Annotated in this window: 17 protein-coding genes; 8 read left to right on the top strand and 9 right to left on the bottom strand. The window is 61.8% G+C overall.

The features are described from left to right. Position 1: 1 nt before the first annotated feature. Positions 2–2,107: a S9 family peptidase gene (locus E7813_RS23095; protein ID WP_291577595.1), complete on the top strand. Its 2,106-nt coding sequence runs from the start codon at positions 2–4 to the stop codon at positions 2,105–2,107. 98 nt (positions 2,108–2,205) lie between these two features. Continuing rightward, positions 2,206–2,772, top strand: coding sequence for a flavin reductase family protein (locus E7813_RS23090; RefSeq protein ID WP_291577594.1), 567 nt, complete (start codon positions 2,206–2,208; stop codon positions 2,770–2,772). 443 nt (positions 2,773–3,215) lie between these two features. Here E7813_RS23090 and E7813_RS23085 read toward each other — a convergent pair whose 3' ends face one another. After that, complete coding sequence (locus E7813_RS23085; protein WP_291577593.1) at positions 3,216–3,425, bottom strand: cold-shock protein; 210 nt, start codon at positions 3,423–3,425, stop codon at positions 3,216–3,218. Positions 3,426–3,655: 230 nt separating this feature from the next. Next, positions 3,656–3,862 carry a hypothetical protein gene (locus E7813_RS23080; protein WP_291577592.1) on the bottom strand — a complete coding sequence of 69 codons (207 nt, stop codon included), beginning with the start codon at positions 3,860–3,862 and terminating at the stop codon, positions 3,656–3,658. A gap of 215 nt (positions 3,863–4,077) precedes the next feature. Here E7813_RS23080 and E7813_RS23075 point away from each other — a divergent pair, with 215 nt between their 5' ends. Continuing rightward, positions 4,078–5,286, top strand: a complete 1,209-nt coding sequence (locus tag E7813_RS23075; RefSeq protein ID WP_291577591.1) for a DUF2235 domain-containing protein — start codon at positions 4,078–4,080, stop codon at positions 5,284–5,286. A gap of 114 nt (positions 5,287–5,400) precedes the next feature. Here the strand turns inward: E7813_RS23075 and E7813_RS23070 are convergent, their stop codons facing one another. Both E7813_RS23070 and E7813_RS23065 read right to left on the bottom strand, forming a co-directional pair. Beyond that, positions 5,401–7,005, bottom strand: coding sequence for a rhodanese-like domain-containing protein (locus E7813_RS23070; RefSeq protein ID WP_291577590.1), 1,605 nt, complete (start codon positions 7,003–7,005; stop codon positions 5,401–5,403). 62 nt (positions 7,006–7,067) lie between these two features. After that, a complete protein-coding gene (locus E7813_RS23065) occupies positions 7,068–7,571 on the bottom strand; it encodes a hypothetical protein (RefSeq protein ID WP_291577589.1) in 504 nt (167 codons plus the stop codon). Between the two features lie 286 nt (positions 7,572–7,857). On the opposite strand from E7813_RS23065, the gene E7813_RS23060 reads away from it, so the two are divergent. Then, positions 7,858–8,175, top strand: a complete 318-nt coding sequence (locus tag E7813_RS23060) for a cytochrome c (protein WP_291577588.1) — start codon at positions 7,858–7,860, stop codon at positions 8,173–8,175. A 12-nt stretch (positions 8,176–8,187) separates the two neighbouring features. Here the strand turns inward: E7813_RS23060 and E7813_RS23055 are convergent, their stop codons facing one another. The 3 genes from E7813_RS23055 to E7813_RS23045 are packed head-to-tail and all read right to left on the bottom strand — an operon-like array spanning position 8,188 to position 11,210. Then, entirely contained in the window at positions 8,188–9,294 is a 1,107-nt protein-coding gene (locus E7813_RS23055; RefSeq protein ID WP_291577587.1) for an MlaD family protein, read from the bottom strand. 3 nt (positions 9,295–9,297) lie between these two features. Then, complete coding sequence (locus tag E7813_RS23050; protein ID WP_291577586.1) at positions 9,298–10,071, bottom strand: ATP-binding cassette domain-containing protein; 774 nt, start codon at positions 10,069–10,071, stop codon at positions 9,298–9,300. Between the two features lie 2 nt (positions 10,072–10,073). After that, positions 10,074–11,210: an MlaE family lipid ABC transporter permease subunit gene (locus E7813_RS23045; RefSeq protein ID WP_291577585.1), complete on the bottom strand. Its 1,137-nt coding sequence runs from the start codon at positions 11,208–11,210 to the stop codon at positions 10,074–10,076. A 170-nt stretch (positions 11,211–11,380) separates the two neighbouring features. On the opposite strand from E7813_RS23045, the gene E7813_RS23040 reads away from it, so the two are divergent. Genes E7813_RS23040 through E7813_RS23025 form a run of 4 tightly spaced genes read left to right on the top strand, consistent with a single transcriptional unit; the run spans position 11,381 to position 12,813 of the window. Next, positions 11,381–11,656 (top strand): hypothetical protein, encoded by a 276-nt coding sequence (locus tag E7813_RS23040; protein ID WP_291577584.1) that lies wholly within the window; start codon positions 11,381–11,383, stop codon positions 11,654–11,656. A gap of 1 nt (position 11,657) precedes the next feature. Beyond that, a complete protein-coding gene (locus tag E7813_RS23035; protein ID WP_291577583.1) occupies positions 11,658–12,149 on the top strand; it encodes a phage holin family protein in 492 nt (163 codons plus the stop codon). Between the two features lie 12 nt (positions 12,150–12,161). Next, on the top strand, positions 12,162–12,563 hold the full coding sequence (locus E7813_RS23030; protein ID WP_291577582.1) for a hypothetical protein: 402 nt from the start codon (positions 12,162–12,164) through the stop codon (positions 12,561–12,563). A gap of 16 nt (positions 12,564–12,579) precedes the next feature. Further along, positions 12,580–12,813, top strand: coding sequence for a hypothetical protein (locus tag E7813_RS23025; RefSeq protein WP_291577581.1), 234 nt, complete (start codon positions 12,580–12,582; stop codon positions 12,811–12,813). 48 nt (positions 12,814–12,861) lie between these two features. On the opposite strand, the gene E7813_RS23020 is transcribed toward E7813_RS23025, so the two are convergent. Together E7813_RS23020 and E7813_RS23015 are read right to left on the bottom strand one after the other, a co-directional pair. Then, positions 12,862–15,564, bottom strand: a complete 2,703-nt coding sequence (locus E7813_RS23020; RefSeq protein WP_291577580.1) for a bifunctional acetate--CoA ligase family protein/GNAT family N-acetyltransferase — start codon at positions 15,562–15,564, stop codon at positions 12,862–12,864. Between the two features lie 61 nt (positions 15,565–15,625). Beyond that, positions 15,626–16,468 (bottom strand): universal stress protein, encoded by an 843-nt coding sequence (locus E7813_RS23015; protein WP_291577579.1) that lies wholly within the window; start codon positions 16,466–16,468, stop codon positions 15,626–15,628. Between the last annotated feature and the right edge of the window lie 36 nt (positions 16,469–16,504).

Here is a 16,504-nt window from a genome sequence, read left to right as displayed (position 1 = left end):
CGTGACACAGCCAACAAACAAGGTATCGCGGACAGCACCCGCCGCGCCGCGCCGCCCGCACAGTTTCAAGACGCATGGCATCACGGTTACCGACGACTATGCGTGGCTGAAGGATGAGAACTGGCGGGAGGTGCTGCGCGACCCGTCGTTGCTCGACGCCGATATCCGAAAATACCTGGAAGCCGAGAACGACTACGCCGAAAGCCTGCTCGGCCATACCGACGGCCTGCAACGGATGCTGGTTGCCGAAATGCGCGGTCGGATCAAGGAAGACGATTCCAGCGTGCCTTCGCCGGATGGCCCGTTCGCCTATTTCCGGAAATTCCGCGAGGGCGGCCAGCACGAGATGTTCGGCCGCAGCCTGCGCGATGGCGGCGCCGCCGAAATCGTGCTCGACGGCGACGAACTCGCGGCCGAGCATGACTATTTCAGGTTCGGCGGCAGCAGGCATTCTCCGGACCACAGGCTGGTGGCCTGGAGCGCAGACACCAAGGGTTCGGAATATTTCTCGATTCAAGTCCGCGACTGGGCCGACCGCGCCGACCGTGACGACCTCGTCGAGGAAACCGACGGCGACGTGGTGTGGAGCGCCGACGCCAAGGCGTTCTTCTATATCAAGCTCGACGACAATCACCGCCCCCTGCAGGTCTGGCGTCATCGCCTGGGCACGCCGCAGGCGGACGACGTTCTGGTTTACCAGGAAATGGATCCGGGCTGGTTCACCCATATCCATGAAAGCACCAGCGGACGATTTTGCGTCATCGCCGGCTCGGACCATGAAACATCCGAGCAACGGCTGATCGATCTGGCCGATCCGGATGCCCGGCCGCGCCTGGTCGCGGCACGCGAGCAAGGCGTGCAGTATTCCGTCGGAGACCGCGGCGACGAGCTGTTCATTCTCACCAATGCCGACGGCGCCATCGATTTCAAGATCGTGACCGCGCCGCTCAACGCGCCCGGGCGGGCCAACTGGCGCGATCTGATCCCGTATCGCGAGGGCGTCTACATCGCCGATTTCGAGCTCTATAGCGGTCACCTGGTGCGGCTGGAGCGCGCCAATGCCTTGCCCGCCATTGTCATTCGCGATCTAGCCACCGGCGGCGAACACGCCATCGCTTTCGATGAGGCGGCCTATTGGCTCGGCACCATCGGCGGCTATGAATTCGACACCACGAATTTGCGCTTCTCATATTCGTCGATGACGACGCCGTCGGAAGTCTACGATTACGACATGAGGAGCCGCACGCGCGTTCTGCGCAAGCGCCAGGAAATTCCTTCCGGCCATAACCCTGCCGACTACGTCACCACCCGGATCATGGCGGCCTCGCATGACGGCGCGCAGGTGCCAGTGTCGATCCTCCACCGCAAAGCGTTGGTGCGCGATGGAACGACACCGCTGCTGCTGTATGGCTATGGTTCCTACGGTGAAGCCATGCCGGCGTCGTTTTCCGCCAACCGGCTGTCGCTGGTCGATCGCGGCTTCGTCTATGCCATCGCCCATGTCAGGGGCGGCTCCGACAAGGGCTGGGGCTGGTATCTCGACGGCAAGCGCGAGAAGAAGACCAACAGTTTCGACGACTTTGCGGCTTGCGGCCGCGCGCTGATCGAAGCCGGGTATACCGGCGCCAGGCGCATCGTCGGCCATGGCGCCAGCGCCGGCGGCATGCTGATGGGCGCGGTCGCCAACCGCGCCGGCGAGTTGTTCGCCGGCATCGTCGCCGAGGTGCCGTTCGTCGACGTGCTCAACACCATGCTCGACGACACCCTGCCGCTGACGCCGCCGGAATGGCCGGAATGGGGCAACCCGATCGAGAGCGAGGCCGATTTCCGCACCATCTTGTCGTATTCGCCCTACGACAACATTGGAGCGCAGGAGTATCCGGCGATCCTCGCCATGGGCGGGTTGACCGATCCGCGCGTGACCTATTGGGAGCCGGCGAAATGGATCGCGCGGCTGCGCGCGACCATGACCTCGGGCGGGCCGGTGTTGTTGCGCACCAATATGGGCGCCGGTCACGGCGGCGCCTCGGGCCGCTTCAACCGCCTCGACGAAGTCGCGATTGCGTACGCGTTCGCGCTGTGGGCGGTGGGGATGGCGGAGACGTGAATACTCCCTCGCCCCGCGCTTGTCCGCCGAAGCCCGCCTTCGGGCGAAGGCGGATGCGGGGCGAGGTGAAGCCAGCCGCAAAGCTGCGAGGAACAGCCATGCCGAAGTACGCCAAGACCGACTTTCCCGTTTCCAACGTCCGCCGCTTCATCGAGCCGGGACCGATCGTGCTGGTCAGTTCCGCGCACAAGGGCGCAACCAATATCATGACCATGGGCTGGCACATGATCATGGAATTCGAGCCCTCCCTGATCGGCTGCTACATCTGGACCCAGAACCACAGCTTCGAGATGATCCGCAACAGCAAGCAATGCGTGATCAATCTTCCAACCGAAGAGCTCGCAGCTACGGTGGTCAAGATCGGCAACAGCTCCGGGCGCGACATCGACAAGTTCACCGAGTTTGGGCTATCGCCAACGCCCGGCTCTCACGTTCGCGCGCCGCTGATCGAGGAATGCTTTGCCAATTTCGAATGCCGGCTGGTGGATTCGAGCCTGATCCGCAAATACAGCCTGTTCGTGTTCGAGGTGGTGAAGGCACATGTCGCGACCGAGCCGAAATACCCGAAGACGATCCATTACCGCGGCGACGGCGAGTTCATGATCTCCGGCGCCAACACGCGCAGATATCGCAGGCTGTTCAAGCCGCGGATGCTGGATAATTAGGTTTCCTCGTGGTCCCGGCGAATGCCGGGACGACGCACATAAACAATCACCGCCCCATCTTTCGCCACGCCGCGAAATCGGTCAGCGTCGTTTCATCGGTCGCCGGGCGTTACGAGCGCCCACGGCCCCGCAGGTTCAGAAACGTCTCAAGAAATCGTCCCGAGACGACGAACCTGAACCACCAAAATGTCTTCCGCCGCGTTGTCATCTGTCCATCCTCGATGCCGGAAATGGTCCCAGCCGCATCGAGGGATAGCGCCAAACCCGGCAAGCGGATGTGACGTGCTTCACACTCGGGAGATAAATGCCGGGAGCTTTGAACCGTCATGCACGAAGCAAAAAGCCCGCCGGTTTTAGCCGGCGGGCTTTCGATCTTGTCGCGTCAAAGGCGCGTTCGATTGAGAGATCCCGGTACATCCGCGGGTAACCTCACACCGAAGGCGTCAGACCGCGCGGAGGTTTTCCGCGCTGGTCTTGCCGCGCATGCTGTCGACCTTCGATTCGAATGAAAGCTTCTGGCCTTCATTGAGCGAACCCATGCCGGCACGCTCGACGGCACTGATGTGCACGAACACGTCGTTGCCGCCATCATCCGGCTGAATGAAGCCGAAGCCCTTTGTCGTGTTGAACCACTTAACTGTTCCGGTTGTCATTTTAACTTCTCCAGGAGGCGCAGATGCGCGCCGTGCCCGCACGACCTTCGCGCGGGCTTAAATCCGATTTAAGCGATGTCTTGGGGAAGTGAGCCGGTTCGGCGCGATCAACAAGGCAAATCGATTGTTCGAATGAGCGGCGTGTACACCGCCCTGGCTCACATAGCAAGCGATAAGCCCGTCCGGGCGGAATACCCGGCAAAGGGACCAAACCAAAGCCGCAGGCTGGATCAGCCGAGCCGGCTGATCTGTTCCTCGGTCACCACGCGCTCGATATTCTCGGTCTTGCTCTTGATGCGGTAACGCGGACGTCCGTCCGCCTCGATCGGCAGGCAGGTGACGATGGTATAGACGCTTCGTTGCTTGACGACGGCGCGACCCTGCGGCCCCTGAAGCTGGTGGTGGACATCGTCGTTGATCGCAAAATTATGGGCCATCGCTCGGGGTCTTTCGGTTGAAGTGGGGCTTTTAGTGGGAAAGGCCCGGAAACGCAACAAAATTCGGTGGTTAGCAGGGCCTCAGGGCGGCTATTTCGGAAGAAAACAGCCGGCCGTGGCGATCCATTGGCGCTGGTTTCACGCTCGACCCGCCCGGATGATAGGCTGAGGACCGGTAGAAAGGCCAAGCCGCGCAACAAAGCGAGGGTGAACCGATGAAGCGCATCGTGATCCTGATCGACGGCACCTGGAACAAGGAGGGCGAAGGCGCCGATACCAATGTCGCCAGGCTCGACGCCGGAAAGCAGGTGACGACAGCTTCGCTGATACTGCCCATCGCCACAGGCGGGATTGTCCAGAGAGTGCACTACCATGACGGCGTAGGCGCGGATGGCCCCTGGCTGCGGCGCATTTTGGGTGGCGCGCTCGGGTTGGGGCTCAAGAAAATCGTCCAGCAAGCCTACGAGACGCTCGCCGATGATTACGAGCCAGGCGACGAGATTTACATTTTCGGGTTTTCGCGCGGGGCTTATGCGGCTCGTGCGCTCGCCGGTCTCATCGGTGCCTCCGGGATACAGCGTCGGCCGGACAGCCAGGTATTCGAGATCGCCTGGAGCCACTATCGCGTGAAGCCCGACATACGAACCGGCAGCCAGCCCGCCGGTGCCGGCGACAAGGCGGCCATGACCAACTACCGGTCGTCGATCGATGCATTCCACCAGGACACTCCCATTAAATGCATTGGAGTGTGGGATACCGTCGGTTCTTACGGCGTGCCGGCTGGCATCGGGTTGGCCCCGCTGGCGAGGTTCATAACCCTTTACTTTCTCGGATTCCACGACACCCGTTTTGGTAATCATATCGACGTCGGACTGCATGCGATCGCCATCGACGAGCATCGTCGTCCATTCGTTCCGACGTTTTGGACCATTCCGAAGGGACAGCAACCCAATGGCCGGGTAGAGCAGACCTGGTTTGCCGGGGCTCATGCCAATGTCGGCGGCAGTTATGCCGACAGGGGATTGTCCGACAGGGCGCTGATCTGGATGATCGCTCGCGTTCAGGCTCTGACGGGTCTGGAATTCGATACGGAAGCCGCGCGCGCCACCACTGTGCCTAACATCGACGGTAGCGTGGTGGACTCGACGCGCGGCTATTGGCTGCTGGACCATTGGTGGCCGCATTATCGGGTAATGCTGTCGCCGGACGCGATCGAACACGGATACCTGTTCAGCAGCCGGAATCCGCAGGAAGACCATATCAACGAACGCATCCATTGGAGCGCAGCCGACAAATGCGGCCGGCCGTGCACCGTCTACGGCATTCCGAATACCCGATATGGTCCTCCGAATTATCCGGCGCAGGTCCCGCCGGAAAGAATTACGGCGATAACGCCGGAGGAACAGAACATCTCCGCCAATTAGAGCCGGATGAATTTTGATTGAAACAGTCCTATCGCGTGTTCGGTCCACCTCCCCAGCGGGGAGAGGTAGTCGGGCCTGCGGACAGATCGATTCGAACTAAATGGCAGCTTCAGTTCATGCGATCAGGCGGAAGCGATGGTCGTCGTCCCTGGCCATGTCGTTGACCAGATTGATCTCCCAGGTCAGGTACTCGCGCATCGCGTCCTCGCGGTTCTGGCCGCGCTCGCGGGGCGACAGGAAGATATCGTCGGCCTGGTCGGCCATCCGGGTCGCGCCGGTCTCAAGAGGCAATCCTGCCTGAACCCAGGCTTGCGTGCCGCCGGCAAGGGTCATCACCGGCGTGGACGCGACGGCCTGCAACTCAGCCGCCGCCAGTGCGGCAAGCGCGCCGTCCGGCGACGTCAGCACAATCGGCTGACGGGACGGAAGTGTCGCCAGCGCCGCGCCAAGGCGCGACCGGATCGCAAACCAGGCCCCGGGAATATGGCCCTGCGCGTAGCGCTTGCTCAGTTCGAGATCGATCACTGTCGCTTCGCCCGCGGCCAAACGAGCGCGCAGATCCATCGCATCGATATGCGGCGCCGAGGCCGCTTCGAGACCGAGAACGCGCGGCATGTGCGGCCCGGTTTCCCAATCGCCATCGGCGGGGCCTACGGCCAGAACCGCGATATCGAGCCAACCCATTTGTTTCAGCCACGACGCGGTCATGGTGGCGCGGACGCCGTTGTCGTCGACCAGCACGACGCGGGCGCCCCAGGTGGCCAGGTACGAGTCGGTTTCCTGCACAAGCTGGCCGCCCGGCGCCGAGCGTGCGCCGCGCAAATGACCGGCTTGGTATTCCTCGGGCGAACGCACGTCCAGAACATACAGGCTGCGCTGCGCCGCCTCGGCGCGCCAGGACTCCAGCGTGCGCTTGTCGATGCGCGCGATGCCGCAGCGCGCCGCAACCCGCAGGGCAGCCTCGCTTGCGGACTGCAGTCCCCGCGCACTGACTTCGGGGGGCTTTCGCGTAGCACCGTGCACAACCTCGAGGCCGGCGAGATGCCAGGCCATGGTGCCGTCCTTGAGCGACACCACCTTGTTGCGCACGCCGGCATTGATCAGCGATTGCGCCCCGATGATGCTGCGGGTCCGTCCGCCGCAATTGACGATGACCGTGGTATCGGGCGACGGCATGAGATCGACGAAACGATAGACCAACTCCGCGCCGGGCACGCTGACAGCCGTCGGAATGCTGTTGTTGTGATACTCCTCGTAACACCGGCTGTCGTAGATCGCGATGTTGGCGTTGCCATCGATCAACGCCTGAAGCTCCCGGACAGATATCCACGGCGTGCCGGCCTCGTGCTCGACGACCTCGGCAAATGCCTTGCTGGGCACGTGCACGCCGCTGTAGACGCGAAAGCCCGCAGCCTCCCACGCCGCGATTCCGCCCTCCAGCGAAGCGACGTCCCGATAGCCGAGCGCGGACATCCGCTCCGCGGCGCGCGCGGCCAGCCCTTCCCCGTCATCGCACCAGACCATGCGTGCGCTGCGTCGCGGCACCAGATCGTCGACCAGCAATTCCAGCCGGCTGAGCGGAACGCAGGATGCCATCAAAAGATGACGGCTGCCGAACGGCAGTTCCTCGCGCGCGTCGAGCAGGGCCAGCTCGCCGCCATCGTGCAATTGGCCTTTCAGTGCTCGTGCATCGATGCGTTTGGTCTTGTTGCCCGGCATGTCTCCGACCTCTCGCACCACGCGACCGCCGCCGCGTTTCCCGATGGCCCGGCTTGCCGCTATCAGGCCGCCTTGATTTTCGACCGCTGGACGTGATCCAGGTTGGTGCCTTCAATACGCACCAGCTTGGTGAGCCCATCCCGCTTCGGCGAGTGGATCACACCGACGTCATAGAAGTGGCTATCGCCGGGTTTCAGCACATAGGTTTTGACCGGCTCGACCAGACTGGGCTCATCGCCCTCGCCTTTCTCGACGACACGCCAGTCGGTCATCTCGGTGTCGCCCACCGCCAGGCCGTAGATCGCCCAACTGGAGCCGTGATCATGCGGCGCGCCGTGCGCGGCTTTCTCGTAGACATGGCCGCAAACGCAGAATCCCAGATCCGGATCCTCGTACAGGACCTTGCGCGGGTGGCACTGCTCGGCGGTCAGGTGCCTGGCGACAAACTCCCGGTCGAGCAGCGCCTTCGAGACGAGTTTGCACACCGATTGCTTGCCGGCGACCCCGGAATCCGCCTCAAGGACTTCGCGAATGTCAGCGCTCAATTGCTCAAGGGTATAGGCCATGGCTCCCTCCGTCGTGTTTATCCACGTGTTGCCCGCGGCTGGCTGGTATTATGCAATGATTGGCGAACGGAGAGCAATATGTTGATTCGGATCGGGACCACGACACGAACCTGATGACGGGTCGCGGAAGGACAGGTGAGTGACGCGTTCGCCGGTTTGATCGAAATCACATTCACCGAGTTGACGGCTGGTACGCATATTGGTTATCGATCAAAGGAAGCTGTTTCGCCGAGATATCGCCGGTTAGCTCAAAGCTTTCGTCGCAATGTGAAGGGATCGGTCCCCAATGCTGAGATTGTCTTTGCGTCAAATGCTTGTTGCACTGACGCTTATGGCACCGGCTCTGGCGATGTCGCCCGCCGAGCAGCGTGGCAAGAAATATGCGCTGACAAACTGCGCGCGGTGCCACTCGGTCGATCGAACGACCCCCAGCCCGCTCAAGATCGCGCCGCCGTTCCGAACCCTGCACAATCGCTATCCGGTCGAGACGCTCGCTGAAGCGTTTGCCGAGGGCATCTATACGGGCCATCCGGCGATGCCGGCTTTTGAACTTGATCCCGACCAGATTCATGACCTGCTGTCATATCTAAAGACGCTGGAATGATTTTTCGAGCTGCTACTGCAGTGCCTGCGCGGTCCAGGCGATCATAGCCTTCGCAATTCGACCAAACGCAACGTCAAATGCGGCGACGGCTGCCGGCGGATCGATGTTGTCGAATTTCTGGCTTTCCTCGAACAGACGCGACGCGATGACTTTGCCGTCCTTGTCGACAATTCTCGCTGACAATCCAATTTCAGCGGTCGGCGCTGAATCCGTCACAACCCGGAAACGCCTGACATCGATGAGAAGCTGAAAGTCCGCCTGTCCGATATCCGCCGTCCGCAACGGTGCATGAGCGATGTCGTAGTTCTCGAAGCTCTCAATCAATCTGGCCTGGAGCAACTTCGGAACTGCATCGGCCCACAGGAAATCCGCAAATCCCGCAACGTCCCCGGTCGGCGAGAACAGCATTCGCTGCGTCTCGAGCATCGCAACCGCCGTCGGTTCCGGCAGGGCCAATTGTCCCTTGATAGGCTTGCCGGGGGCCGCGAAGCCCTGCGCCGCATGCAGATCGTAAGTGATTTTCCGTTCCGGCGTCCCGCCGCCGGTCATCTTTTCGAGTCCGGCGACGATACTGTCGAGTTTGCCGGTATTTCGCGCCAGGCCCTCCGAGAAGACCTGCAGATTGGCGATGGTGTTCTTCAACGGCTCCGCATTTTCGGCCAGTACGGAATCGACCCGCCGCAACGCACTGCGGGCAGCCTGGGTCATGCCCTCACCCGCGCCGGGCTCGGCAACCAGCGTGGTCACCGGGCCTGAATTCGCAAGCAACGTGCCGCCTTCGAGCGCGATAACGGGAACGCCGGTCAGGCCCTGGAACTCAAGGCCAACCTTGGTGTCCGAACGCACCGGGGTCGTCGAGGCCACCGAGATCGTCGCATTGACGCGACGCGGACTGTCCGGTGCGAGGCCGAGATCCGTTACCTCGCCGACGCGAATGCCATTGAACAGCACGGCGGCGCCGACCAACAGCCCGGGCACCGAGCCTTCGAACTGGATGTGGTAGCTCGCGCGCGGACCGAGTCCGCCGGTATTGTGGAGCCAGTAGACGAAACCGAACACGGCGACAATGGCCGCCAGAACGAATGCGCCGACAACGACGAAAGGTGCACGGGTTTCCATCTCTTAACTCGCTTTTGGTTGCAGCATCAGGGAGCGCTTGCCGTGGAAGTAGGCCCGCACCCAGGGATGCTCGGATTGAAGCAGTTCGCGCATCGGTCCGATGGCGACGATCTTGCCATCCGCGAGTGCCGCGACGCGATCGCAGACGGTATTCAGGCTGGCGAGGTCATGGGTAACCATGAACACCGTTAGCCCGAGGGTTTTCTGCAATGTCTTGATCAGGACGTCGAAATCGCCCGCCGCGATCGGATCCAGCCCCGAGGTTGGCTCGTCGAGAAACACGATCGCGGGATCGAGCGCGAGCGCGCGGGCCAGCGCCACGCGCTTGGTCATGCCGCCCGACAATTCGGAAGGAAACTTGTCGCCATCTTCCGGCGCCAGCCCCACCATTTCGAGCTTGGCGGTTGCGATCTCATCCATCAGCGCCTGCGACAGCACCAGATTTTCGCGCAGCGGAAACTGGACATTCTGTCTCACGGTGAGTGATGAAAACAGCGCGCCCTGCTGGAACAGAATGCCCCATCTGCCCGCGGCCATCTGGGTGACCCGATCCTGGGTGATAGCAGCGCCCATGACTTCGATCACTCCGCTCCGACGCGGAATCAGCCCAATGATGGTTCGCATCAAGACCGACTTGCCGCCGCCGGAAGCCCCGACCAGGCCAAGGATCTCGCCCCTGCGGACATCCAGCGACAGATGGTCGATCACGACGTGCGTGCCGAAGCCGACCACAAGATCACGGACGCTAATCGCGAACTGCGGGGCAGATTCCTGCATCGTCACATTCCGATCGATGCAAAGAAGACCGCGAACAGCCCGTCGAGAACGATCACCAGAAAGATCGATTTCACCACCGAGGTCGTCGTCTGCTTGCCGAGCGACTCGGCGCTTCCCTTCACACGCAAGCCTTCGCTGCAGGCGACGATGCCGATCACCAGCGCCATGAAAGGCGCCTTGATCATGCCGACCTCGAAGTGGGTGACGGATACGGCGTCATGCAGCCGCGCAATATAGATCGCCGGCCCCATGCCGCCATAGAATTGTGCCACCAGACCGCCGCCATAGAGCGCGGCAATCGAGCCGATGAAGCTCAGGATCGGCAGCGCGAAAACCAGCGCGACAATGCGGGGGAGAATCAGCACTTCAACGGGGTCAAGGCCCATGGTCGACAGCGCGTCGATTTCCTCGCGCATTTTCATCGAGCCAAGCTCGGCGGTGTAGGCGCTCCCCGAGCGGCCGGCGACCATGATCGCAACGATCAAGACGCCCAGTTCGCGCAGCACCAGAATGCCGACCATGTCGACGACGTAGGAATCGGCGCCGAATTTGCGGAAATGGAAGAAGCCCTGCTGCGCGATGATGGCGCCGATCAGGAAGGTGATCAGCACCACGATCGGTATAGCCTGCCAGCCGACCTTGTAGAGCTGATAGACCAGAGACGTTAGCCGCAGCGATCGTGGTCTGCGCAGCAGGCTGGCGAGCGCCAGAAAAAGCGACCCCAGCATCTGCAGAAACACGGTGACGTCTTCGCTCGCGCTGACCGCGGAGCGGCCGACATCGTTCACCTTGACCACAACAGGGCTAAGCGCGGGCGGCGGCACGGGATTGTGACGATTGACCTGACGGACCTCCTCGATCAGACCGGCATAGTTATCGGCGACGCCGACCACTTCGGTGCGATGACCGGCGGATGTCGCGCGGCGTGATATTTTCTCGAGCAGCCAGGCACCGATCGTATCGAGCTCGCGCACGCCGGCCAAATCCAGCCTCACGGTCTTCGAGCGGTCAAGCTGCGCCGACACGGCGCCGGAGAGCGCCTCCAGGGCCGTGACATTGGCCGCAGTCCAAGACCCGGCCGGACGCAGTTCAAGCACGTCGCCTGATGGCGTGGCCATTAACTGAGGAGCAGTTGTCAAATTGGTATTCCCCTTCAATGGAATAGACGCCTTTTAAACCGGGACGACCCATTGCGATTGACCTGCCTCAAGAACGGTAAAATCGGCGGCCGGCCGGTTGACGCAAATCAATTCCGCTACAGCGGACTGACGTAACATTCCAATCAAATGATGCGGCAGAGGCAAGACCGATGTTCGATTCAAGCGAATTAAGAGATGAGCTGCATACGCTCAAGGGTGACGTCGCGCGTCTCCTGAACACCACAAAAGAGGGCATTTTCGACGCCTCGAAGAGCCGCGCCGATGATCTCGCCGATCAGATCAAGGCCGCGCTGAATGATCTCAGCGAGACCTTGAACGAGCAGGAAGACCACCTCGACAATCTCATCGCGGATCGGCCGATTACCTCGCTCGCTTCCGCCTTCGCGCTCGGCGTCGTTATCGGCTTCATGTTGAGGAAACACTAGGATGAACACGGAGAATATCCTCAAGCACTTACGTGTGCTGTGGCGCACCGACAGGATTATCGCCGATCTCAGGATGCGTCATCTGCTGTTTGGTCTGGGGCTGAGAGCATTTGCGGCGTTGATCGCAGCGTTCGGCCTGCTCATGCTGGAGCTTTCGGCCTATTTCGCACTAGTCCAGGTCTGGAGCGCCATATCCGCCGCGGCCATTCTCGGCGCGATCAACTTCGCAATTGCCGCGGTTCTCTTCGTGATCGCCGCGAGGCCGCCGGCGGGGCGCGAACTCGAACTCGCGACCGAAATCCACTCTTCCGCAATCGATGCACTGCAGCTCGAAGCGCGGGCGCTGCAGTCGCAGGTTTCCGGAATGATCCATCATCCGTTAAACGGCGTACTGCCTTTGCTGATCGTGCCGCTGATTACGATCATCATCAGGAGCTTGAAGAAGCCGGCAACCCCGGCGGCTGCGACAGCACCCGCCACCGAGCAGAAATGAAGCGAGACCGACATGCAGACAGCCAATCCGAAGCCGATCCTGAATACCTCGCTGCCGACGCAGTTTCGGCAGATCCGGATCGAGCTCGCGCGCGAACCCGGCCACCCCGAGGGCGACCGCGCCGTCGCCTACGTCATCGTCGCGCCGCTGGATGCGGATGACCGGATTGATGCGGAGCTGTGGCGGAAGCATCGCGACGCATGTCGGATCGCCCGATTGCGGCCGGACCGGGAAGATGACCACGGCCGTCTCGTTCATCGCCAGGGCGGCGGCTGGGCCTTTCATTACGAAAAAGCGCCGGACGAAATCGGATTTCACTTCGCGGATGAACGTTTCGTATCCGGCGAATATGTTTCGATCAACGAGGACGGCAAGCTGCACACCTATCGCGTAGCGTCGGTAAATCACCTGTAGTCACTCGGGATGTCCTATGCGCACTTTTCTCAAATGCCTGCTGCTGTTCGCTTCGATCTTCGCAGCCGCTTATGTGGCTCGCATGTTCATCGTCCCGGACGCGGCCCCGATCGCAGAGGGTAAAGAGTCGAACTGGCAGATTCAAGTCGCCTTCTTTCTGATGATGGTGCAAAATATCGGTTTGTTCGGAATGGTCCTCGTCGCGCTTGTGGCACTTCCGAGCCGGGCCAAAAACCCGGTCGTACGATGAATGCGCACTGAAGATCGGCGATTCGGCGGCGACGTTTCTTTGCTGTCCTCAAGTATTCTTTAGTTCCAGCGTCACGTCGCAAAGCGCCTGGTCTGCCGCGTCGGACTTTACCGCGAAACCGAGATCGCGACACATATTCAGCATCACCGAGTTTTCCTGAAGCACCTGACCCGATATGCGTTTCAATCCCTCGGATGTGGCATATTCGACGATCAGCTGCATGAGCGCCCAGCCCAGTCCCCTGCCCTTGAGATCGGACCTGAGCAGGATTGCGTATTCGCCGTTCTCGTAGATCGAATCCGAGTGAATCCGAACCACGCCAACCAGTTCGTTGGTGGCTTCGTCGAACGCGACAAAGGCCATCGCACGCGCGTAGTCCAGCTGCGTCAAACGGGCGATGAACTCATGGGAAAACTCCTTCATCGGCGCGAAGAAACGTAACCGCAGATCCTGGCTGCTGACGTGACGCAGGAATTCATGGATCTGCGGTTCGTCCTCGGGGCGGATCGGGCGCGCAAAAACCCGCCAGCCATCCTTCACCTCGATGTGCCGCTGCCATTGCGACGGGTAGGGCCGGACCGCGAAGTTGGCAGGACCCGAGCCTGCGAACTTTCGCTTGGTTTGCCCGACGGCAACGCGCGCATCCACCGCCAGCACGCCGGTTTGATCCGCCAGCAACGGATTGATGTCGAGCTCGCGGATTTCCGGAATATCTGCCGCCATCTGCGCCAGCTTGACCAGAACCATCTCGACGGAATCAGGCTTGACCGCCGGCACGTCCCGGTAGGCGCGCAGCAGCCGCGAGACGCGGGTGCGCTCGACGAGGTCGCGAGCCAGTTGCAGGTCGAGCGGCGGAAGCGCCAGCGCCTTGTCGTTGATGATCTCGACGGCCGTGCCGCCGTGTCCGAATACGACCACAGTACCAAAGGTGGGGTCATCGGCCAGACCAAGAATCAACTCACGCGCCTTCGGCCGCACCACCATCGCCTGCACCACGACACCGGCAATCCGCGCCTCCGGACGCAGCGCTTTCGCCCGTGCGAGGATACCGGCCGTCGCACCGCGCACGGCGTCAACGCTGGTAAGATTGAGAACGACACCGCCGATATCGGATTTATGGACAATGTCTCGCGACATGATCTTGAGGACTACCGTTGCGCCCTGAGCAAAAAGCGCGGATGCGTGCGCAACGGCTTGCTCGGCGTCGGCGGCCGCGAACGTCGGCACCATCGGGATTTGATAGGCATCGAACAGCCGCGCGATCTCAACGGGGTCGAGCCACTGGCGGCCCTCGGACAGCGCCGCAGTAACGATTTGCCGGGCAGCATCGGAATCGGGAGCAGATTCGCTCGGCAACGCCGGGGGGACTCGGGCCAGCGTCGCCGTAACCTCGCGATGCCCTACCAAATGCATGAAGCCGCGCACTGCATCGTCTTCGGTTGGGTAATTCGGAATCCGAGCGCCGCTCAGCAGATCGATGATTTTCGGATCCGCGCCGACCCAAACCGCGAGCACTGGTTTGAGCCGCCCAAGATGCTGCTGGCGGTACTTGCAGACGATGTCGGTGACGGTAGCTGCGATCTCATCGGCCGGCGCGATTGCGGTCTGAACGTTCATTACCAGGATCGCGTCATTGCCCGCGTCGGCCAGCAACACCTCAAGTGCCGCGGCATAGCGCGCCGCGTCGGCGTCGGCGACGATGTCCAGGGGGTTTGATCCGGACCAGGTGTTCGGCAGGACCGCATCGAGCTTCTTGCGGGTGGCAGGCTCGATCGCCGCCGGGATTCCGTCGAGTTCGACCAGACGATCGATCGCCAAAACGCCGATGCCACCGCCGTTCGTCAAAATCGCCAGCCGCTTTCCCGGCGGCGATTCGACGCGCCCCAGCGTCTCGGCGCAGTCGAACAACTCGCGGAGATCCGATACCCGCAGGATGCCGGCGCGACGGAACGCGGCGTCATAGACCGCGTCCGATCCGGCCAGCGCGCCGGTATGGGTCGCGGCAGCCTTTGCTCCCTGCGCCATGCGGCCGGATTTGACCACGACGACAGGCTTGACCCTTGCGGCGGCACGCGCCGCGGACATGAACTTGCGAGCGTCCTTGATCGCTTCGACATAGAGCAGGATCGCGCGCGTGCCGCCGTCAAGCGCAAAGTAGTCCAGCAGATCGGCGATATCGACGTCGAGCTGGTCGCCGATCGAAACGATCCCGGAGAACCCCACCTCGCGCTGCGCCGCCCAATCCACCATGCCCGCAGCGATCGCACCGGATTGAGAAATCAACGCCAGATTTCCCGCAGACGGCATATGCGCGGCGAAGCTCGCATTGAGGGCCGCACCGGGCATCATGATACCAAGGCAATTTGGCCCGATCAGCCGCATTCCATATTGATGGGCGGCGCGCTCGGCGGCTTCCGCCAGCGATCCCGCACCATGGCCAAGCCCGGCGGAGACGATAAGGGCACCTGCGGTGCCGAGACTTCCCGCCTCGTCGATGAGACCTGCGACTGCTGCGGTCGGCGCCGTGATCACGATGAGTTCGGGGACAAAAGGCAATCGACTCAAGCTGCCGACCGTGGCGACGCCGTCGATCTCGGCGTAATGCGTATTCACCAAACCGAATTCGCCCTTGAACTTCGCCTTGCGAATGTTCCCGAGAATGGGCCGCCCCACCGAACCAGGCCGCGGGCTCGCTCCGACCAGCGCGACCGACCGGGGCGCAAGCAGACTTTTGAGTCGGTAGGTGGACATCAGGTCAATGGTCCGGATGGCGCAGACCGCGCATGGGGCTACCGGCGTACGAACCCGGCCGCTAGTGCGACATTAGCACCCAACATGGTGGCCGTGCGATGACGGTCTTGGTGGCGCCGCCCCACATGATTTCATTTAGCCGCGAGTGACGATAGGCGCCCATCACCAGCACGCTGATCGTATTGGCCTTGACGTAGGCCTCGAAGACCTTTCCGACCGAGCTGCGGTCGACTTTCACCGTTTCGAACGTCGCCTTGACTCCATGTTCCGCCAGATGACTTACCAGCGCTGCCCCGGATGCCAGTTCTGCCGTTGTTTTGTCGTCGGTTGCAGTAATAACGCGCACCTTGCGTGCCGACTGAAGTATCGGCAGTGCATCGGCAACGGCGCGTGCGGCCGGCGCCGTATGGTCCCAGGCAATCACGGCGTCGTCGAACGCCACCGGCAATTCGCTCGCAAATTCCTCCGGGCACATCAGGATCGGCCTGCCCGATTCGAATATCAACCGCTCAACCGTCCGTTCCGACCGGTCATCATCAGTTTTCACGAGGACGAGGGACAGGTCCCTGAGTCGTGCGCATTCTGCGAGATTCCCCGGGACGTCCGCAACAGCGAGCCGGCTGAGGGTTTGTTCGTTGCGAACCCCAAACCGGATCGCAGCGTTGTCAAACGCCTTCAGCAGACCACGCGCGTCCGACACGCTGCGCACGGCCTCGACCGCCGCCGTATTGTCGAGGTCATCCGAGATCATCACCTTCGGCCGGACCAGAATATCTTCCTCAACCGCCAACGCGCTGACCCGGGCGCCAAAGCCGCCGGCCACCGCTACGCATTTTTCGATCGCGGCAATCGCCGCCGTGTCGGGCTCACCGACGAGCGGCATGAAGATATCCTTAATCGCCATCTGTGCTCTCCTTCGGTCTCAACGATAAGTGTTTGC

The sequence above is a fragment of the Bradyrhizobium sp. genome, from assembly GCF_004799405.1.
Classification (GTDB): domain Bacteria; phylum Pseudomonadota; class Alphaproteobacteria; order Rhizobiales; family Xanthobacteraceae; genus Bradyrhizobium.
This window is presented reverse-complemented; position numbering and strand designations above follow the sequence as displayed.